We start from the raw sequence: 19,417 nt of genomic DNA on the forward strand, positions 1-19,417 counted from the left end.
CCACCGGCCGCTGTTAGGGGATCACAATGTGCGGCCGGTACTTTGACGATCATGACCGCGGGGGAACAACCGAATACCGAACCGGTGGCAGCGGCGGGGGCAGCCCTGCCACCGGGTCCCGCCTCCTCACCGCGCGCGCTTTTCGCGCAGCGATTCACCGAACTCTATGTAGCAGCGGGGAATCCGACGCTGCGTCGAGTCGCGACAGCCGCCGGGGCCCGGATGCGGGCCGCCCAGGGCAACCGCCCCGGCGGCGCGTCCGCACAGCGCATCAGCGACTGGAAGGCCGGGCGAAACGTCCCGGCCCGCTTCGAATCCCTGCTGCCGGTGGTGCTCGTGCTGGTGGAGCTGGCCCGCAAACGGAGCGCTGCCGTCACGCGTCCGCTGGCGGATCCTGCGGAGTGGCAACGGCTCTGGCGGGCGGCCACCACCTGGGCGCCGGAGAGCGAGGCCGAATCACCCTGCCCCTACCTGGGGCTCACGTCCTACCGGCCGCAGGACCGCGCCCTGTTCTTCGGTCGGACCCAGGCCACGACCGAACTCACGGCCCTGGTCGCCGCCGCCGAGAGCATCGTGGCGGTGATCGGTGCCTCGGGGGCGGGCAAGTCGTCCCTGCTGGCAGCTGGACTGATTCCGGCCCTGTCCGACTGGGAGACAGTAACTTTCACACCGGGCGCCGACCCGCTCGGCAATCTGTCCGCGGCTCTGGCCGGTGCTGCACCGGACCAGGCCGATCCGGTAAGCGACACCGCGCCGGACGCGGCAGCACCAGAGGCGGTGACGAGCCGCGACAGTGGCACAGACCGGGTGTCCACACCGTCCGGCGCCGGGCCGGCTGTCTCCACGCCCGACACCGATCCAGCGGAATCGACGTCCGGCACCGCATCGGAGCCGGCGCAACCACCCAGCTCCGGCACCGAATCCGGCCTGACCGCAGGCAGTTCCGCGGCATCCAGCGCCCGACGCCGCCTGCTCGTGATCGACCAGTTCGAGGAACTGTTCACAGCCTGCACCGACAATCGCGCGCGAGACGAATTCCTCACCCTGCTGGACGGATACGCTTCCCACACCGAGGATCCGATCACTGTGGTCGTGGCGATGCGGGCCGACTTCTACGCCCACTGCCTCGACCATCCGGTGCTCCGATCCGCCCTGGAACAGCGCAGCTTCCTGCTCGGTCCGATGCGCATGGACGAACTCGCCCAAGCGATTTCGGGACCTGCGAAGGCGGCCGGGCTGGAGCTCGAACCCGGCCTGGAGGAACTTGTCGTCACCGAACTCTGTGGTGCCGGCAATCATGCCGACCGTCCCAGCTACGACCCCGGCGCGCTGCCCCTGCTCTCGCACGTCATGGCCGCGACCTGGCAGCACCGCGAAGGCCGCCGCCTCACCGTCGCGGGCTACCGCAAGGCCGGTGGAGTGGTCGGATCGGTCGCCGAGACCGCCGAAAACGCTTGGAACGAACTGACTCCCGCGCAGCAGCGAGCCGCGCAGGACATTCTGCTCGGCCTGGTCACCGTCGGCCGCGACGACCGCGACACCCGCCGCACCGCCGGCCGGGCCGACCTGCTCGATCGCGCCGCCGACCCCGAAGACGCCACCGCCGCACTGGAAATACTGTCCCGCACCCGCCTGATCACCCTCGACGCCGAGTCCGTCACCCTCACCCACGAGATCGTCCTCACCGCCTGGCCGCGCCTGCGCGGCTGGATCGATCAGGACCGCGTCGGCTATCTGATCCGGCAGCGTCTGGAATCCGATGCGGCGGACTGGGACAGCCAGCAGCGCGACCCGTCGCTGCTCTATCGCGGCACCCGCCTACAGCAGGCGAGCGAGCACGCCGGGTCGACCGCCGTCGCTGCCCTGGCACGCGAATTCCTCACTGCGGCAACGACCGCTCACAGCCGGACCCGAAAGCGATCCTCCCGAACCAAAGCGGTCCTCGCCGTTCTCGGTGTCGCACTGCTGCTGCTCGGTTCGGCCGTCTACTCCGAGAGTCGGCTCGCCGCGCAACGGCGGGCCGACTCCGCCTTCGCCGCTGTGCTGGCCGAGGCCGACCAGAAGCAGGCGACGGATCCGGCCCTGGCCGCCCAACTCGACCTCGTCGCCTGGCGAATGCGACCGGGTGATTCCGATGTTCGTTCCCGGCTGCTGAAGACACAGAAGTCCGCTCTGCCGTCGACAGTCGATACCGGTGACCCGTACAACATCACCGAAATCCGACGTTCGCAGGACGGCAAGCTGATGGCATCGCTGTCCGCGTCCAACGGCAGGCTGCGTTTGTGGGACACCTCGGACGCACTTCGGCCGCACCTGCTCGGACCCGGCATCGACACCATCACCGCCATGGATCTCAGTCCGGACGGCAGCCTCATGATCACGACTGCGGGCAGCGACGCGGCCGACTCCCGGACCACACTATGGGACGTCTCGACCCCATCGACACCGCGGCGGCTTTCGGATCTGTCCGGTCCCTCTGAATCACCCTCGGCCAGTGTGGCTTTCGCACCAGACGGCAAGTCGGTCGCGGTGTCGAGACCATCGCGGCTCGAGTTGTGGAACGTGACCGATCCCGGCACACCCACTCCGATCGGGGCGCCGGCTGCCACCGCGGCCAACCCGTTCCGAACGACGATCGTCTTCAGTCCGCACGGTGGACTTCTCGCCGCCGTGGAATTCGATCGCCACCGCACACCATCGACCACGATCCAGCTCTGGGACACAACCGCCGGCGGCCCGGTGCTCGTCGCGCCGTCGGTCGGCGACCCGCTCACCGTCAACCCTGACCTCGCCTTCAGCTCCGACGGTGCCGTGCTGGCGGTAGCCGACACGGACCCGAGCCGGCCGACCGACCAGAACGGCACGACCGTACAGCTCTGGAATGTCGCCGACCCGGCGCATCCCCGCAAGGTATCCACAGTGAACCCCGGTAGCGGTCGGCATGCCCTTGCGTTCGCGCCGGGCGCAGCCGTGCTGGCGACCGCGGGCACCGACGGCGCGACCCTGTGGAACATCGAGGATCCCGCCACTCCGGTTCACCTCACCGACGCGCTGTCGATGAGCCCGGCACTCTGCGCCGTCGGCACCGACATCCAGCCGTGCATGTTCACTGCGAACTCGATCGAATTCGGCCCGGACGGCCGCACCCTCGCCATGGGCGGTTCCGGCGGCGAGATCCGGGTATGGTCACTGCCGCCGGCCGTCCTGACCGACCACTCGGGTGCGATGTCCACGCCCGCATTCGATGCGGCCGGCGACCGCATGGCCACCGTGTCCGACGAGGGCCGCGTCCGACTGTGGAGTATTCGAAACTCGGAGCAGCCGCAGCGAATCGGGGAATACCAGGTACCGGCCGGCCACGGCAGCATCACGATGTCGCCGGACGGCAGCACACTCTTGTTGCAGCGACTCCTGCTGCCCGACTACCACTGGCAGCGGACGCTGCTGGACCTGACCGATCCGGGTCACATCCACCCGCTCGGGGATTGGGATCTACCGCAGGCCACGACAACCGCCTCGATCAGCCCCGATTGGCGGATGCTCGCGACATCGACCGGTGATCATGCGATGCAGCTGTGGGACCTGTCGGATCGGCTGCGGCCCAAGCCGATCGGTGTTCCCTTCCCGACGGCGCCGACCGCGAGCGCCACCTTCGGGCCCGGCAACCGCACTCTGCTCACCCAGGAGCAGATCCTGGTGGACCGCCAGGCCCGGACCAGCGTGGTCGAGTGGAATATCTCCGATCCCACCCACCCCCAACGGGTTTCGGAGCTGTATCACGAGACCGATCGAACGATCGGATTCGTCTCGATCGGCCCCGACCAGAGCGCGACCGTCGTATCCCGCGACGCGATCCAGAGCTGGGATATCAGCGGCCCGTCGCCACGCCGGATCGGCAAACCCCTTGTCGCTGACACATTCCCGGTGATATTCATCGGTATCGACACCGACGGCCGCACCGTTGCCACGAACGGCTTCGACGGCGCTGTGCAGCTGTGGGACTTCCACGACCGGCGCCACCCGGAGCGAATCGCCGACCTGACCGGGTCCGAGGACAACGGCAGTTGGACCGTCGCCCTCACACCCGACGGCCGCGGGCTCGCGACGGCGTCCCGATCCGGTGATGTCCGCTTCTTCGACCTCGATCTCCAGCACACGACCGGCCGCATCTGCGTCGCAACAGGCAGCATGTGGACCGAGGACCTGTGGCATCGCTACCTGCCCGGCTTCGACTACGCTCCGCCGTGCCACTGACCGGTCACGCTGGGACGACAGCATCGTGCGCGAAGCGGCCGGTCCGCCGCTTCGCGCAAATGGACGGCACAGGTCACCCCAGCATCCGCTCCCCGACCACTGTGCTCACGTGAGTCCCGTTGATATCCACAAAAACCTGCCGCTCGGTGACGGACACCGTCACCGTGTTGCGCCGGTCGATCGCCGCGACCGCCGCGTCGACGAAGTCTCGGTCGAAGCTGTAGAGCGGGATGGTTTCGGCGCGATGGATCCGCTTGCCCGCGTACTGGGCCAGCACCTTCTCCGGGTCGCGGTGGGTGTAGACGGCGGCCCGGCCCGCCAGCTTGCTGCCGCGATGGATCCGCTCCCAGTCGGGGGCGCCGACCTCGATCCAGGCGGTGATGCGGCCAGTGAGATCGCGCACCAGCACCGCGGGGTCGTCGGTGGCCGAGATCCCCTCGCTGAAGGCGATGCCGTCCTCGTATTCGAGGCAGTAGGCCAGCAGCCGGGTCAGCATGTATTCCGCGGTCTCGGACGGGTGCCGCGCGACCCGCAATTCCAGATCCTGGTAGACGCCCCGATCGACATCGGCCAGCTGGACGGAGAAATTGTGCAGGGTCGCGCTCTGGGCCATAGCTGCCAGAGCCTAGACGCGGCAGTCGGGCTCGACTCCGGCGGTAGGTCGGTCAGGGGCCGACGGCACGCAGGCCGTCGAGCATGATGTCGACGACGCGATCGAGCCCTTCGCCGTAGATCTGGACGGTCATGAGCCGGAAGATGTCTTGCGGGTCGATATCAGCGCGCAGAGCACCGTCCGCTTGGGCGGCGACGGTCATGGCAGTGACGTGATCGACCACGGCGGAGCGGGCGTCGACGAGCGTCGGGTCGGCCTTGATCCGTTGGTGCAGCGCCGGTTCGATGGCGGATGCCAGTGCGCCGAGCCGCATTTCGGCACAGTCGCGGAGGAATCGGCACAGGGCGGACCAGTTGTCCGGCGCCTCGCGCCGGATCGTCGCGGCCCGTTCGGCGAGGTCGGCGAGGTGCGCGTGTGCGGCCGCCGCAATGAGGGTGTCGCGATCGGGGAAGCGCCGATAGAGCGTGCCGACGCCGACTCCGGCGCGGTCGGCGATCTCCTTCATCGCCACGTCGATTCCCTGCTCGCGGAACAGGATCAATGCCGCGGCGAGGATCTGATCACGGTTGCTGCGTGCGTCGGCCCGCAAGGTCTCGGGCATCACACCTCCACATCTGGACGAAATTCTTCCGCTTAGGTTACGCTGCGCAAGCGGACGAAATTCGTCCGGTTCAATGCAGAGGATGTACTCATGAGCAAGACAGTGCTCGTGTCCGGCGCGGGCGTCGGCGGATCAACGGTGGCTTACTGGCTGGCCCACAACGGATTCGAGGTCACCGTGGTCGAACGCGCGCACGCGCAACGCTCCAGCGGAAATCCCGTGGACGTCAAAGGGCCCGCGATCGAGGTGGCCGAGAAGATGGGGATTCTGGACCGGCTACAAGCAGCCGGATCGGCGGTGAACCGGATGACCTTCGTCGACGCCCACGGCCGGCCGACCGCACACATCGGGCTGGAACTCTTCCAGGGCGGTGCCGGTGACCGCGAGGTCGAGATACCCCGGGCGGACCTCGCCGCCATCCTGCTGGACACCGCTCGGGAAGCCGGAATCGAATTCCTGTGGGGCGACACGATCACCGGCCTGCGACAGGATCCCGACGGCGTGGCGGTCACCTTCGCCCACGCCGGCCCACGCCGCTTCGACGCGGTGATCGGCGCCGACGGCCTGCACTCGAACGTGCGGCGCCTGGCCTTCGGTGCCGAGGCGGAATTCGTCCGGCACATGGGCGTGTATGTCGCGACAGTGCAGCTGGACCGGCCGTTCGGCGCCGACACCGAGGTACTCGTCCACAACACCCCGGGACGTGCGGTCACGGTGCATCCGTCGAAAGGCCGTGCGGTAGCGGCGTTCATGTTCCGGTCCGCTGCCGTCCCCGGGTTCGACCACCGTGACCTGGACCAGCACAAGCGGCTGGTCACCGAAGCCTTCCCGGAGCCCTCGTGGCGGCTGCCGGAGCTGGTGGAGCGGGTGCGCGCCGCCGACGATCTCTACTTCGATTCCGTGAGCCAGGTTCGGATGCCGAGCTGGTCGACCGGCCGCATCGTGCTGCTCGGCGACGCCGCGTCCTGCCTCTCGCTGTTCGGCGACGGCTCGACGCTCGCGATGACCGGCGCCTACACGCTCGCCACGGCAATGGCCGCCACCGACGACCCGGCGGAGGCGTTCCGCCGGTACGAGCGGCAGCATCGCACCCTGGTCGAGCCCAAGCTGAAGGGCTTCTCGGCCGCGACCATGCTCCTGCTGCCCGCCACCCGCGCCGGCATCGCCGCACGCAACGCCTTCACCCGCGTGCTGCCCCTGGTCACCACGATCGGCGCGGCCCGCCGACGGCGAAACGGCGCAGCCGCGACGTCCGGCGACCGACGATGACCCCGGGTGCGCGCGAACACGGCAGCCGGAGTCAGTGCGCGAAGTGCCACCTGGTCGCCCCGTGCGGTTCGGTGAGGGCGACACCGACCGCGGCGTGCGGGGTGAACCGGAACAGTTGCCACGGTGCGGGCCCCGCGCTCTGCGCACTGTAGGGCGCGGTGACCGCGTCGCCGGATCGTTCGGCGGGCCAACCGCCGGCCCGGTACACGCCGGTCACCCGGTCGAGCTCGTCCGGGTCGACGGCCCGCTGGGCGGCGCCGGAGAACACCAGGTCGACATCCGGGAAGCGAAAAGACAACGTGCAGAACGGATTCGCCGCCAGGTTCCGCGACTTCCGAGTACCGGGACCGCTGGTGAAGTAGAGCCACCCGGCGGATTCGACACAGCCGATACCCGCCGAACTCGGGTGCCCCGCGGCCCCGGCCGTGCCGAGGAAGGCCGGCGTCTCGGGCAGTCCCAGCCCCGCCGCCATCGCCGCGCGTGCCCGATCCCACGGCAGCGTCGCGTCACCGTAGATGTTCAGGTCCTGAGCCGAAATCGGATCCGCGAGCATCGTTCCTCCGCTGGTCGGGGACAAGGACACCGCTCGGCTCGCCCGATCGACGGAACCGAGCCCACGGCAGCGGGGTTCGGCCGCCGCGACACGATGCCGGAGCGCTCCGAGCGTAATGCAGCGCTTGCCACGGTGGCCGTCGCCGAGGCGGCGTGCCGGGACGTTTCCCGAGCCCCTGGCGGCCCGAGTTCAGGGAACCGATCAGGGTGTCCCCCGATGCGATTCGAACCGCGCGAGCCGACTATAGGACCATGACCAGAGCGGGCGGGACCAGCCGAACGGGATTCAACGAACAACTGCAGCACCTGTGGCAGACGCGGCCGGTACGGCTGCCGCGGCGCGGACCGATCGCCGGCGTGGCCGCCGGGTTCGGGCAGCGGTATGCGGTGGATCCGGTGCTGATCCGGGTGGCGTTCGTGGTGTCGACGATCTTCGGCGGCGCCGGCGTGGTGCTGTACCTGCTGGCCTGGCTGCTGCTGCCCGCCTACGGCGACGAGGTGTCACCGACCGAGGGACTGCTGGGCCGCGGCCGCACCTCGCAACGTCCGGTGCGCACGGTGGTGCTGCTGGTGGTGCTGGGGATCGCGGTCAGTACGGCCGGGCCGATCGGATTCGGCACCGACGGCGCCGGTCTGATCAGTTTCATGCTCATGCTGGCCGGGTGGTGGCTGATGTTCCGGCGCGAACCGAACCCGCCCGCCGGGGTGCCGACCGCGACCACCGACTACCCCGCGCCCGCCATGCCGGAGACGGTCGGCTGGTACCCGACCGGATACGGCCCGTACACAACACTTCCCGACCACTACGAGCCGGACCCCGCTGCGGCACAGACCGTTCCGGCCTCGGCGGTGCCGCAGGACGCGCCGGAATCCGAATCCGCGGCCGCGCAATCGAATCCGACCGCGCCCGAATCGGCTGCCGTGCAATCGGATCCGTCGGACCAGGCCAAATCCGCTGCCGCAGCGGCAGATTCCACCGGCCAGGCCGGACCCGGAACCGCCACGCCGCAGGACACACCGGACGGCCCGCGCACCGTGCCCCCGCGCACCGCCGTTCCCGACCCGACCCGGTTCGGCGCGATGCCCCCGGGCTGGGACCCGCTCGGCGTCTCGCCCCTGGCCTGGGAGCTGCCCGAACCACGCCCGGCCCAGCCGACCGCCGTGACGCCGCCGGTGAAGCAGCCGCGATCCAAGCTCACCCCCATCGTGATCTTCCTGGCGATCCTCGCGGCGGCCGGCGCCACCGCGGCCGCCTTCTCCGGCCAGGACTGGCTGCTGACCCCCGGCCGCATCGGTGCCGTCGCATTGGCGGTGCTCGGGCTGGGCATGGTGGTGGGCGCGTTCCTGCGCCGCGGCTACGGGCTGATGACGCTGGCGATCCCGCTCGCGGGCTTCGTCGTCCTGGCCTCGCAGATCGGCCCGGTCGACCTGAACGACGGTGCCGTGGCGAGCGAGCGGACCTGGAGTCCCGCCACCACATCCGATCTCGCCCAGCCGTTCCGGGTCACCATGGGCTCGGGCGAGCTGGACCTCCGTCAGCTCGCCCTGAACTCGGACGCCACCGTCGACGCCAAGGTCCGTATGGGCGAACTGCGGATCGTGGTCCCGCCCTCGATGCGGGTGGACACCCGCTGCGACACCCGGCTCACCGACCCCGCCGACTGCGTACCCGGCCTGTCCGGGCCGCCGACCGGCCCCCTGCTGACCCTGAACATCGACGTCCGTGCCGGACACGTGGAGGTGGATCGCCGTGGCTGACAACGAAACTCGCGAGACCTGGCGGCGCGGCCCGTCACTGCCGATGCTGCTGGCCGGTGTCCTGGCCCTCCTGATCAGCGTGTGGGCCCTGCGCGGCCCCGACACCTGGCCGGCCCACCACCACGTCGTCCACTTCGGCTGGATCGCCATCGCCTTCGCCATCGTGGTGGGCATCAGCATGGTCGCCGGCCCCAGTCGGCACCGCCGCCGGCGCCGGCACCGCTAGCCCCCCGCCCCGCGCTTCGCGGCGCAGCTCGGGTGCCGTCCAGCCGGACCCGCTCGGCGCCGGTAGGAATGCACGGCGATCCTCGGCGCACCGCCGAGTCGCCCCCGACCGGACTGCCGTACACGCCGAGGGCCTGGGATCCGATTCGGATCACAGGCCCTCGAATGCTGTTCCGGGAGTAGCTAATTCACTCCCATTCGATGGTCCCCCAACGAGCTCAGCCTCGTCACGTCCATCGAACTAACTCACTCCCATTCGATGGTCCCCGGCGACTAACTCACTCCCATTCGATGGTCCCCGGCGGCTTGCTCGTCACGTCGAGCACCACGCGGTTGACCTCCGCCACCTCGTTGGTGATGCGAGTGGAGATCCGTTCCAGGACGTCGTAGGGCAGCCGGGTCCAGTCCGCGGTCATGGCGTCCTCGCTGGAGACCGGGCGCAGCACGATCGGGTGGCCGTAGGTGCGGCCGTCGCCCTGCACGCCGACGCTGCGCACGTCGGCCAGCAGCACCACCGGGCACTGCCAGATCTGGCCGTCCAGCCCGGCCGCGGTCAGTTCCTCGCGGGCGATGGCGTCGGCCTGGCGCAGCAGCTCCAGCCGGTCGTGGGTGACCTCGCCGACGATGCGGATCGCCAGACCCGGGCCGGGGAACGGCTGGCGGCCGACGATCTCCTCGGGCAGCCCGAGCTCGCGGCCCACCGCGCGGACCTCGTCCTTGAACAGCAGCCGCAGCGGCTCGACGAGCTGGAACTCCAGGTCGTCAGGCAGGCCGCCGACATTGTGGTGGCTCTTGATGTTCGCGGTGCCGGTACCCCCACCGGACTCCACGACGTCCGGGTACAGGGTGCCCTGGACCAGGAACTCGACCGAATCATCGGTCGTGCCGGTGGTTTTCACGACCTCGGCGACCGCGTCCTCGAAGGAGCGGATGAACTCCCGGCCGATGATCTTGCGCTTCTCCTCCGGGTCGCTGACGCCCTTCAGCTCACCCAGGAACTTGTCCACCGCGTCCACGGTGACCAGGTTGGCGCCGGTGGCGTTGACGAAGTCGCGCTGCACCTGCTCGCGCTCCCCGGCCCGCAGCAGGCCGTGGTCGACGAACACACAGGTCAGCCGGTCGCCGATGGCGCGCTGCACCAGCGCGGCCGCCACCGCCGAGTCCACACCGCCGGACAGGCCGCAGATGGCGTGGCCGTCACCGATCTGCGCGCGCACGCCCTCGATCAGCGCCTCGGCGATATTGGCCGGGGTCCAGGCGGCCGGGATACCGGCCAGCTCGTGCAGGAAGCGGCTCAGCACCTGCTGGCCGTGCGGCGAATGCAGCACCTCCGGGTGGTACTGGACGCCGGCGAGTTTGCGGGCCCGGTTCTCGAAGGCCGCGACCGGCGCGCCCGCGGTGGTACCGGTGACCTCGAAGCCTTCGGGCGCGTCGGTGACCGCGTCCCCGTGGCTCATCCACACCGGGTGCACGGTCGGCAGGCCGCCGTGCAGCACACCGCCGTCGATGTTCACCTCGGTGCGGCCGTATTCGCGGGTCCCGGTGTGGGCGACGGTGCCGCCCAGCGCCTGCGCCATGGCCTGGAAGCCGTAGCAGATACCGAACACCGGCACGTCGAGGTCGAACAGCCGCGGGTCCAGTTGCGGTGCGCCGTCGGCGTACACGCTGGACGGTCCGCCGGACAGGATGACCGCGGCGGGCTGCCGCTCGGCGATCTCCTCGACGGTCATGGTGTGCGGAACCACCTCGGAGTACACGCTGCATTCGCGCACCCGCCGCGCGATCAACTGCGCATACTGCGCCCCGAAGTCGACGACGAGTACTGGACGCTGAGAATCTGCCACCGGGACAGTCTAGGCGGGTCCGAGTCCGGGGCCGGAGGCGGTAGCGAAGCGTGACCACGCAGGCCCCCGCGGGACCGTCCGAGCGGGCGCAGCGGGCTCGCGCGGCGGCCCGGAGGTGATAGCGGAGCGTTCGCAGCCCGCAGCACTCGGGTCCGAGAATTACTCCGAGCCTCGAGCGATGTCGGCATGTGCAAGTACACTCGGCGCCGTGCCATTCGCCCGTGCGATCGATGCCGAAATCCATTACGAGGACAGCGGTGGCACGGGTCCGGTCGTCTTACTCGGGCACGAATTCTGTATGGACGCGACCATGTTCGTCGCGCAGACCGCCGCGCTGGCACCCGAGTTCCGGGTCGTCGCGTGGGATGCCCGCGGGCACGGGCACACTCGCGACGAAGGCCTGCCCTTCACCTATTGGACCGCGGCCCGCGACGCGCTCACCGTCCTGGATCAGCTCGGCGTCGAACGGGCCGTGATCGGCGGCACCTCCCAGGGCGGCTTCAGCGCGCTGCGCACGGCCCTGCTGGCACCCGACCGGGTCGACGGCCTGGTCCTCATCGCCACCGAAGCGCACGGCGCCACCGAGGAGGAACTCGAGTCGGCCCACCGCTTCCTGGATCGCTGGCACGAACCGGGCGCCCGCCGCGCTCTCGCCGAGTACCTGGCCGAATGGCTGATCGGCGACGATGACTGGTACCGCGACATCTGGGTCCGCCGCTGGCTGATCCGCAACCCCCTGGTGAGCGAGGCCGCCGCCGGCTGCCTGCTCGGCCGCGACTCGATCGTCCACCGCCTCAACGAGATACGTTGCCCCGCACTGGTAATCCATCCGACCCGGGCCGGCATACCCCACGACCACATCCAAGCGCTCGCCGCCGGTCTGGTCGGCTCCCGCTACCTGGAAGTCGCCGATGCGCACCAGGCAGTCACCATGACCCATCCAGAGGTGATCAACACCGCCCTGCGCGCCTTCCTGCGCGATACGGTCCCACCGGCCCAGCGCTACAACCCGACGACCGGCAACCTGCCGATAGTCCAAAGCACCGACTGACGGAACCCGAGCGTCTTCTCCCCGAACGCAACAACTGATTTCGTGCGGGCCGGGTAACTCCCCGGGTACGCCCGAAATCGCCGTCCATTCAAACCGCCGCCGAGCGTGCCCGACCCCAAAGGCACCCGAGCCGCGCCAAAAACGCGGGGAGGCGGGCAGGCGCTCAGGCGCGGACGCTGAGGCCGACCTTCTGGAACTCCTTCAGCTCCTGATACCCCGCCTTCGCCATCGACCGGCGCAGACCACCGACCAGGTTGGTCGACCCCCACGGGTCGCTGGAGGGACCGAACAGCACCTGGTGCAGCGACGTGCGCTCGTCGGCGTCGGCGTACTTCAGCAGCGCACCACGCGGCACCGACGGATGCGCGGCGGCGGACGGCCAGTACCAGCCGCGGCCGGGCGCCTCGGCGGCCAGCGACAGCGGCAGACCGAGCATGGCGGCGTCGGCACCGCAGGCGATGGCCTTGGCCAGCTGCCCGGAGGTGACGATGTCGCCGTCGGCGATCACGTGCACGTACCGGCCGCCGGTCTCGTCGAGGTAATCGCGGCGGGCCGCGGCGGCGTCGGCGATCGCGGTCGCCATCGGCACACCGACACCGAGCACCTCACCGGTGGTGGTAGCGCCCGGGGTCGAGCCGTAGCCGACGATCACGCCGGCGGCACCGGTCCGCATCAGGTGCAGCGCGGTGCGGTGGTCACTTACCCCGCCGGCCACCACGGGCACGTCGAGGTCGGCGATGAAGGTCTTCAGGTTCAGCGGCTCGCCCGCGCCCACGTGCTCGGCGGAGATCATGGTGCCGTGCACCACCAGCAGGTCGATCCCGGCCTGCACCAGCGACGGGGTGAGCGCCTGGGCGTTCTGCGGGCTGACCCGCACCGCCACGGTCACCCCGGCGGCCCGGACCTGGGCCACGGCGGCGGCCAGCAGTTCCGGCTGCATCGGCGCGGCGTGCAGCTCCTGCAGCAGCTTGACGGCGGCCTCGGCGCCTTCCTTCTCGTCGACCTCGATCAGGCGGTCGATGCAGCCGGCCACGTCGGCGTGCCGGGCCCACAGGCCCTCACCGTTGATCACACCCAGGCCGCCGAGCTTGCCGAGCTCGATGGCGAACTCGGGCGACATGAGGGCGTCGGTCGGGTGCGCGACCAGCGGGATGTCGAACCGGTAGGCGTCGAGCTGCCAGGCCACCGACACCTGCTGCGACGACCTGGTCCGGCGCGAGGGGACGATGTCGACGTCGTCCAGCTCGTAGGTACGCCGAGCGGTCCGGCCCATGCCGATCTCGACCATGTCGCGCACGTGGATCTCCTGTGTTCTGGCCACCCTCGTGGCGGAATATTCGTTCGCGGCCGGCAACCGGCGCGCAGCCGTGTGTCGCCGGAGCGCACAGCCGTGCAGCCCGGTAGGACACCCTCGAGCACTCTTGCCGATCGGGCACCTCGATGACTACCCGCGATCGGATTCGGTCACACCTGCGCCCACGGCCGTCCTCGGCCGCCACGCCGCTCACCTGCGGTCGCAGGCGCGGCGTACCGGTCACATGTTACTGACGGCCCGTGTAGTTGGGCGCTTCCACCGTCATGGTGATGTCGTGCGGGTGGCTCTCCTTCAGACCCGCGGCCGTGATCTGCACGAACTGCTTCTCCTGCAGATCGGCCACGGTCTGCGAGCCGGTGTAGCCCATGGCCGCCCGCAGGCCGCCGACCAGCTGGTGGATGACCTGGTTGACCGGGCCCCGGAACGGCACCCGGCCCTCGATGCCCTCGGGAACCAGCTTGTCCTCGTTGAGCACGTCGTCCTGGAAGTAGCGGTCCTTGGAGTAGGACTTGGCCTGGCCGCGGCCCTGCATGGCGCCCAGCGAGCCCATGCCGCGGTAGCTCTTGAACTGCTTGCCGCCCACCAGGATCAGCTCGCCCGGCGACTCGGCGGTACCGGCCAGCAGCGAGCCCAGCATGACCGTGGAGGCACCGGCCGCGATGGCCTTGGCCACGTCACCGGAGAACTGGACGCCACCGTCGGCGATCACCGGCACACCGTGCGGCTTGCAGGCCGCCACAGCTTCGAGGATCGCGGTGATCTGCGGGGCACCGACACCGGCGACCACGCGGGTGGTGCAGATCGAGCCGGGGCCGACCCCGACCTTGACCGCGTCCACACCGGCCTCGACCAGTGCGGCCGCGCCGCCCCGGGTGGCGACGTTGCCGCCGACGATCTGGATCCGGTCGCCGACCTCGGCCTTGAGCTTGGCCACCATCTGCAGCACCTGGACCTGGTGGCCGTGCGCGGTGTCGACGATCAGCACGTCGACGCCGGCGTCCCGCAAAGTCATTGCGCGCGACCAGGAGTCCTCACCGACACCGACCGCGGCGCCGACGAGCAGCCGGCCGTCGCGGTCCTTGGTGGCGTTCGGGTACTGGTCGGTCTTGACGAAGTCCTTGACGGTGATCAGCCCGCGCAGGCGGCCGTTGCCGTCCACGATCGGCAGCTTCTCGACCTTGTGCCGGCGCAGCAGGCCCAGCGCGGCCTCGGCGGTGACGCCCTCGCGCGCGGTGATCAGCGGCGCCCGGGTCATGACCTCTTCGACCCGGCGATCCTGGTCCACCTCGAAGCGCATGTCGCGGTTGGTGATGATGCCGACCAGCTCACCGGTCTCGTCGACGACCGGCAGACCCGAGATGCGGTAGCGGGCGCACATGGCGTCGACCTCGGCGAGCGTGTCGCCGGGACGGCAGGTGACCGGGTTGGTGACCATGCCGGCCTCGGAGCGCTTCACCGTCTCCACCTGGGCGGCCTGCTCGGCGGCGGACAGGTTGCGGTGCAGCACGCCCATACCGCCGGCCCTGGCCATGGCGATCGCCATCCGCGCCTCGGTGACGGTGTCCATGGCCGAGCTGACCAGGGGGGTACGCAGCGTGATCTCGCGCGTCAGCCGGCTGGAGGTCTCCACCGAGCTCGGGATCAGGTCGGAGGCGGCGGGCAGCAGCAGCACGTCGTCGAACGTGAGGCCCAGCATCGCGATCTTGTTGGGGTCGTCGCCACCGGTGTGGGGCCGGAGAGCGTGTTCGCCCACCACGGGACTAGTCATCGGATCGACCCCTCCTGGACCTCGAAAGCAACGACCCGGGGCGCTCCGGATCGTGGACAGCTACACGGATAGCGGACGACCGGACACGTGGCCCGGTCTCTGCTTCGACAATGGTATCGGCCCGGAAATTCCGGGAGTCAGCGGCCGGGAACCGGTGTTGCCTCGGCCACACCGCAACCGTACCCAGCCCGAAACGGTTTCGGGCAAACCAGTGGCCGACGGGCCACCGCCGCGCGCGTCCCGCCGGACGGGACCGGCATCGTCCCTGCACAGACGCCGATCGGGGTGCCGCCACGCGCGGACAGCAAATCTCGGGCACCATGACCTGCGCAACCGGACAAGGTGGCGGCAAATTGACTCGAGCGCTGGCGCAGAGCCCCCTCGGATGCGTACCGTGGGACTGTGCGTGACCATCTACCACCTGGCCTGCCGCCGGATCCGTTTGCCGGAGATCCCTCCGACCCGTCGGCCGCGCTCGATGCCATCGAGCCGGGGGAGCCGCTGGATCCACACGAGCGGCTCGCCGTCGAGGAAGATCTCGCCGATCTCGCGGTGTACGAAGCGCTGCTCGCACACCGGGGCATCCGCGGTCTCGTGGTCAGCTGCGAGGACTGTCGGCAGGATCACTACCACGACTGGGACATGCTGCGGGCCAACCTGCTGCAGCTCCTGGTCGACGGCACCGTGCGCCCGCACGAGCCCGCCTACGACCCGACGCCCGAGGCGTACGTCACCTGGGACTACTGCCGCGGTTACGCCGACGCGTCGATGAACGAGGCGCTGCACGGCGGTGACTTCGACGGCTTCGAGGTCTGACACCCCCCACAGTCACGACGAAGGCCCGACCACCATCGGTGGTCGGGCCTTCGTCGGTTGCGGCGGAAGGTTCCGCCCGGGTCGGCGCCCGTTAACGCGGAGCGATGTCCGGCATGAGGTTGCTGATCGACGGCACGGTGGTCGGCACGACCGAATGCGTAGCCGGCGAATCTCCCGGGGCCGGCGCGGGTGCCGGAGCCGGCGCCGGTGCCTCGCTCGGGGTCGACGGCTTGGCCGGCACCGTGGCCTGCGACGGGGTGGCCGGCGAACCGGGCCCCCCGGACGGCAGGTCGACGCTGGACGACGGCAGCGGAATCGGAGTGTGCGGCAGCGGGTTGGTGGGGCTGCCCGGTTCTACGCCGCCGGTCTCCGATCCGGGCAGCGCCGGATTGGACGGCTCGCCACCGGACATCACCGACGCGTCCGTCGAAGGCTTGCCGCTCGGCGTGGCCGCGGGATTGGGCCGGCCCGAGGAACCCGGGACGTTCGGCGTGGTCGCCACCGGCGAGGTCACCGACGGTGTCGTGAACAGCGGGGGCAGCGCCGCGGCCGCCGCCGGTGCCAGCGACTGCAACTGCTGGCGGATCTGCGCCCAGCGGTCGCCCAGTTCCCTCTTGCGGTTGCCGTCGTTGATCTGGGTCGCGTTGTCGGCCGCGCTCTCCATGGCGGCCTGCGCCTGGTCCGCGTGGCCGGAGTCGATCATGGACTGCGCCCGCGACATGTCGTCGTCGGCGCGCTGTGCGATGGTGGTCTGCGCCTGCTGGCTGAAGACCACTTCCTTGACCCGCCACAGCGGGTCGCCGGGGTTCGCGTTGTAGGAGAAGGCGGTCATCCCGCCGGCGATCAGAGCCACTGCCGCCGCAGCACCCATCAATGGCCGGACCAGTCGCAGATGGCTGCCTCGATCGGCGCCGATCCGCGCCTGCCGGGCGCCGATCTCGCTCGTGACCGCGGCAACGATCGCGTCCAGATCCGGCGCTGCCGGCAACGGCTCGTCGACGATCTCAGCCCGCCAGTTGGCCAACAATGTGGCCAGCTGGTATTCCTCGGTGCTGTCGGTCGCGACCGGCCCGTCCCCGGCTATCGCATCGATCAGAGCATCGTCGCGGCGTACCGCCATGATGTCGACCGGCGCGTCATCCGGTGCTTCGGCGTAGGGATCGCCGTTCTGCGATCCGAGCCGCGCTTTCCAGTCGCCCCGACCGCGCTCGCCATCCCTAGCCATACATTTCACCTGCCCTCGCCACTTGTGACTTCAGTTTCGCGAGTGCCCTGTGTTGGGCAACTCGAATGGCACCCGCCGTACTGCCCACGGCGGCTGCGGTTTCTTCTGCTGACAGACCCATCACCAGGCGGAGGATCAGAATCTCTCGGTGTTTCTCCGGCAATGTGCCGAGCAGACTGTTCATCTGCCGGCTCGTTTCGGATTCGAGAGCGCGCTGTTCCGGCCCCTGGTCGGTGGATATGACATCTGGTACTTCGGCCATGGCGTCCGCCTTGTTACGGGCGGCATTGCGATGGGCATCGGCAACCTTGTGCGAAGCGATGCCATAGACGAAGGCCATGAAAGGCCGACCCTGATCCTGATAGCGGGGCAGGGCTGTCATCACGGCCAGGCATACCTCCTGAGCAACATCGTCGGCGGAGAGCTGCCCACGCTCCGCGGACCCGATCCGCGCGCGGCAGTAACGCACCACCAGCGGACGGATTGCCTCCAGTACCTGGGCTAGAGCCGAACGATCGCCCTGCGCGGCGGCAGCGACGGCTACGTCCAACTCCTCACCCGCATATGTCATCGTCAGAGAGATTCCTGGCGTTACAAGTGGCACGGCCGGTCGCCCCGGACAGTGCTTCCGCCGATCGACGGAACGCGAACCACAATAGCCGCTCTGTCACCGCCGTCACGCAACAAGGGTGATCTAGTGGCGGGCGAGAACATCGGGGCCGGAACGGAAGCGGCCGCCCCGAAGCGCCAGCGTATGGGCACACTCGGCGGCTTCGGCGCCGGCGGCCGCCGCGGCGCCGGGCGCGGCCGCGATCCCCGCGCGGAGCATCGCGGCCGCCCACCGCAGCGGCACCAGACCGTGCTCGGCGCAGCCGCTCGCGACCTCCTCGGCCAGTGTCCGCGAACGGGCCAGGTCCCCGGCGGCGGCCGCGGCGGCCGCGACCAGCAGTGTCGACTTGATCCGGTGGCGCACGGAGGAACTCGCGTCGGCGAGTGCGAGCGCGGCCTCCGCGTGCGTGCGCGGGTCGACGCCGGGCAGGCCACCGGCCAGGGCCGTCTCGGCGGTCACCCAGTGCCACCGCAGCAACACCCGGGCACCCACCGGCTGCGTGTCGATCAGCCGCCGGCAACGCTGCAGCAGTCGCGCCGACAGGTTCGGCCGACCGGTCCCGAGACCGTCGGCGGCCAGCCCGGTCAGCGCGTCGCAGCGTGCCTGGGCGGCCGCGAGCGAATCCGGCGTCACCACCGCTAGCGCGGCGGCCGGGCCGTCCAGCACGGCGGCCCGGCCGTGCCAGCCGAGCTGCCGCCACAGTGAGGCCTCGGTGCTGGTCGCCAGGGAGCGCAGCGACGGGCCGACGGCGGGCGCGCGGCGCAGTTCGGCGAGTTCGGCGCGGGCGGCCGCATAGTGACCCTGACCACCCAGGACCACGGCCCGCAGCCACGATTCCGCCGGGTTCACGGCTACCGGCAATTCCGCAGCAGCGCAGCCGGGCCGGGCGCCGAAGGCGGCCGCCACGAGCTCGGGACGCACCTGATCAGCCGGTACGGCGGCCGGGAGGAAGGACAGATCCATTGCCGTACCCTATCGGGCCCGATTCGAACCCCCGGAATTCCCGCCGAAGAATGCGAATAGCAATCGGACAGCATCCCGGATGGACCGCCGGGTTTCGGGCGGGTAAATCTCAGCTGGCAACGGACCGGCGCGGTCAGCGAGAATTCGTACGATTTTCTGACAATTAACCTGATGGCAGCCCGACGGCTACTTGTGGCGGCCGTCACCGCGCTCGACCAGTGCTCTAGATCACATCTCGATGGATCGGCTATCAGCGCCGCGCGGCGCGGATTCGCGACGAAACAGCTTATTACCTGGGCAAATACGAAGTACTCCCAGAATCGGGAAGTCCGCCCGCAGGCCGCCAACCGATCAGTATGTCCGCGCTGATCCGGAAAGTACATAGCTAGAAGGTAAAACCTGCACGGTGAACATTTTTGAATCGTCGATCAGCAAAGTATTGACGCCAATTCGTTACCCGTCATAACGTACGTCATCGCCGATGTCGGCGCCGCTCGAGAATTGCGGTACCGACATCACAGCGAAATCGCCGGAAGCCAGCCGGCGATACCAG

The 19,417-nt window shown here is 69.7% G+C and carries 15 protein-coding genes; 6 read left to right on the plus strand and 9 right to left on the minus strand.

Features of this window, described 5'->3' with window-relative positions:
• Nucleotides 1-51: 51 nt before the first annotated feature.
• Complete coding sequence (locus tag EBN03_RS16520) at nt 52-4,254, plus strand: WD40 repeat domain-containing protein (protein WP_147471610.1); 4,203 nt, start codon at nt 52-54, stop codon at nt 4,252-4,254.
• 73 nt (nt 4,255-4,327) lie between these two features.
• Here EBN03_RS16520 and EBN03_RS16525 read toward each other — a convergent pair whose 3' ends face one another.
• Nucleotides 4,328-4,867 (minus strand): YaeQ family protein, encoded by a 540-nt coding sequence (locus EBN03_RS16525; protein WP_122188928.1) that lies wholly within the window; start codon nt 4,865-4,867, stop codon nt 4,328-4,330.
• 52 nt (nt 4,868-4,919) lie between these two features.
• Nucleotides 4,920-5,468, minus strand: a complete 549-nt coding sequence (locus tag EBN03_RS16530; protein ID WP_122188929.1) for a TetR/AcrR family transcriptional regulator — start codon at nt 5,466-5,468, stop codon at nt 4,920-4,922.
• 90 nt (nt 5,469-5,558) lie between these two features.
• On the opposite strand from EBN03_RS16530, the gene EBN03_RS16535 reads away from it, so the two are divergent.
• Nucleotides 5,559-6,737 (plus strand): FAD-dependent monooxygenase, encoded by a 1,179-nt coding sequence (locus EBN03_RS16535; RefSeq protein ID WP_122188930.1) that lies wholly within the window; start codon nt 5,559-5,561, stop codon nt 6,735-6,737.
• A gap of 31 nt (nt 6,738-6,768) precedes the next feature.
• On the opposite strand, the gene EBN03_RS16540 is transcribed toward EBN03_RS16535, so the two are convergent.
• The gene (locus tag EBN03_RS16540) at nt 6,769-7,290 is read right to left on the minus strand and encodes a pyridoxamine 5'-phosphate oxidase family protein (RefSeq protein ID WP_122188931.1); all 522 of its coding nucleotides are present in this window, start codon (nt 7,288-7,290) and stop codon (nt 6,769-6,771) included.
• A gap of 251 nt (nt 7,291-7,541) precedes the next feature.
• Between EBN03_RS16540 and EBN03_RS16545 the strand changes: the two genes are divergently transcribed.
• Together EBN03_RS16545 and EBN03_RS16550 are read left to right on the plus strand one after the other, a co-directional pair.
• A complete protein-coding gene (locus EBN03_RS16545; protein ID WP_122188932.1) occupies nt 7,542-9,047 on the plus strand; it encodes a PspC domain-containing protein in 1,506 nt (501 codons plus the stop codon).
• Nucleotides 9,040-9,273, plus strand: a complete 234-nt coding sequence (locus EBN03_RS16550; RefSeq protein WP_122188933.1) for a hypothetical protein — start codon at nt 9,040-9,042, stop codon at nt 9,271-9,273. The genes EBN03_RS16545 and EBN03_RS16550 overlap by 8 nt, the downstream gene beginning before the upstream one ends.
• Before the next feature lie 277 nt (nt 9,274-9,550).
• Here EBN03_RS16550 and guaA read toward each other — a convergent pair whose 3' ends face one another.
• Complete coding sequence (guaA, locus tag EBN03_RS16555; protein ID WP_122188934.1) at nt 9,551-11,116, minus strand: glutamine-hydrolyzing GMP synthase; 1,566 nt, start codon at nt 11,114-11,116, stop codon at nt 9,551-9,553.
• Nucleotides 11,117-11,324: 208 nt separating this feature from the next.
• Here guaA and EBN03_RS16560 point away from each other — a divergent pair, with 208 nt between their 5' ends.
• Entirely contained in the window at nt 11,325-12,167 is an 843-nt protein-coding gene (locus EBN03_RS16560; RefSeq protein WP_122188935.1) for an alpha/beta fold hydrolase, read from the plus strand.
• Nucleotides 12,168-12,330: 163 nt separating this feature from the next.
• Here the strand turns inward: EBN03_RS16560 and EBN03_RS16565 are convergent, their stop codons facing one another.
• Both EBN03_RS16565 and guaB read right to left on the minus strand, forming a co-directional pair.
• Nucleotides 12,331-13,464: a GuaB3 family IMP dehydrogenase-related protein gene (locus tag EBN03_RS16565; RefSeq protein WP_122189086.1), complete on the minus strand. Its 1,134-nt coding sequence runs from the start codon at nt 13,462-13,464 to the stop codon at nt 12,331-12,333.
• A gap of 244 nt (nt 13,465-13,708) precedes the next feature.
• Nucleotides 13,709-15,250: an IMP dehydrogenase gene (gene guaB, locus EBN03_RS16570; protein ID WP_122188936.1), complete on the minus strand. Its 1,542-nt coding sequence runs from the start codon at nt 15,248-15,250 to the stop codon at nt 13,709-13,711.
• A 402-nt stretch (nt 15,251-15,652) separates the two neighbouring features.
• On the opposite strand from guaB, the gene EBN03_RS16575 reads away from it, so the two are divergent.
• Nucleotides 15,653-16,066: a DUF5319 domain-containing protein gene (locus tag EBN03_RS16575; protein ID WP_122188937.1), complete on the plus strand. Its 414-nt coding sequence runs from the start codon at nt 15,653-15,655 to the stop codon at nt 16,064-16,066.
• A gap of 91 nt (nt 16,067-16,157) precedes the next feature.
• On the opposite strand, the gene EBN03_RS34570 is transcribed toward EBN03_RS16575, so the two are convergent.
• The 3 genes from EBN03_RS34570 to EBN03_RS16590 all read right to left on the minus strand — a co-directional run bounded on the left by EBN03_RS34570 (nt 16,158) and on the right by EBN03_RS16590 (nt 18,864).
• On the minus strand, nt 16,158-17,291 hold the full coding sequence (locus tag EBN03_RS34570; protein ID WP_199742807.1) for an anti-sigma-D factor RsdA: 1,134 nt from the start codon (nt 17,289-17,291) through the stop codon (nt 16,158-16,160).
• Nucleotides 17,284-17,862 carry a sigma-70 family RNA polymerase sigma factor gene (locus EBN03_RS16585; protein WP_122188938.1) on the minus strand — a complete coding sequence of 193 codons (579 nt, stop codon included), beginning with the start codon at nt 17,860-17,862 and terminating at the stop codon, nt 17,284-17,286. Before EBN03_RS16585 ends, EBN03_RS34570 begins: the two co-directional genes overlap by 8 nt.
• Before the next feature lie 123 nt (nt 17,863-17,985).
• Nucleotides 17,986-18,864, minus strand: a complete 879-nt coding sequence (locus EBN03_RS16590) for a hypothetical protein (protein WP_122188939.1) — start codon at nt 18,862-18,864, stop codon at nt 17,986-17,988.
• Between the last annotated feature and the right edge of the window lie 553 nt (nt 18,865-19,417).

It is taken from the genome of Nocardia stercoris, assembly GCF_003696265.1.
Classification (GTDB): domain Bacteria; phylum Actinomycetota; class Actinomycetes; order Mycobacteriales; family Mycobacteriaceae; genus Nocardia; species Nocardia stercoris.

Excerpts from the sequence above, each read along its gene's own strand:
- EBN03_RS16520 (WP_147471610.1), top strand. The coding sequence starts at position 52 with ATGACCGCGGGGGAACAACCGAATACCGAACCGGTGGCAGCGGCGGGG.
- EBN03_RS16525 (WP_122188928.1), bottom strand. The coding sequence starts at position 4,867 with ATGGCCCAGAGCGCGACCCTGCACAATTTCTCCGTCCAGCTGGCCGAT.
- EBN03_RS16530 (WP_122188929.1), bottom strand. The coding sequence starts at position 5,468 with ATGCCCGAGACCTTGCGGGCCGACGCACGCAGCAACCGTGATCAGATC.
- EBN03_RS16535 (WP_122188930.1), top strand. The coding sequence starts at position 5,559 with ATGAGCAAGACAGTGCTCGTGTCCGGCGCGGGCGTCGGCGGATCAACG.
- EBN03_RS16540 (WP_122188931.1), bottom strand. The coding sequence starts at position 7,290 with ATGCTCGCGGATCCGATTTCGGCTCAGGACCTGAACATCTACGGTGAC.
- EBN03_RS16545 (WP_122188932.1), top strand. The coding sequence starts at position 7,542 with ATGACCAGAGCGGGCGGGACCAGCCGAACGGGATTCAACGAACAACTG.
- guaB (WP_122188936.1), bottom strand. The coding sequence starts at position 15,250 with ATGACTAGTCCCGTGGTGGGCGAACACGCTCTCCGGCCCCACACCGGT.
- EBN03_RS34570 (WP_199742807.1), bottom strand. The coding sequence starts at position 17,291 with ATGGCTAGGGATGGCGAGCGCGGTCGGGGCGACTGGAAAGCGCGGCTC.
- EBN03_RS16585 (WP_122188938.1), bottom strand. The coding sequence starts at position 17,862 with ATGACATATGCGGGTGAGGAGTTGGACGTAGCCGTCGCTGCCGCCGCG.
- EBN03_RS16590 (WP_122188939.1), bottom strand. The coding sequence starts at position 18,864 with ATGGATCTGTCCTTCCTCCCGGCCGCCGTACCGGCTGATCAGGTGCGT.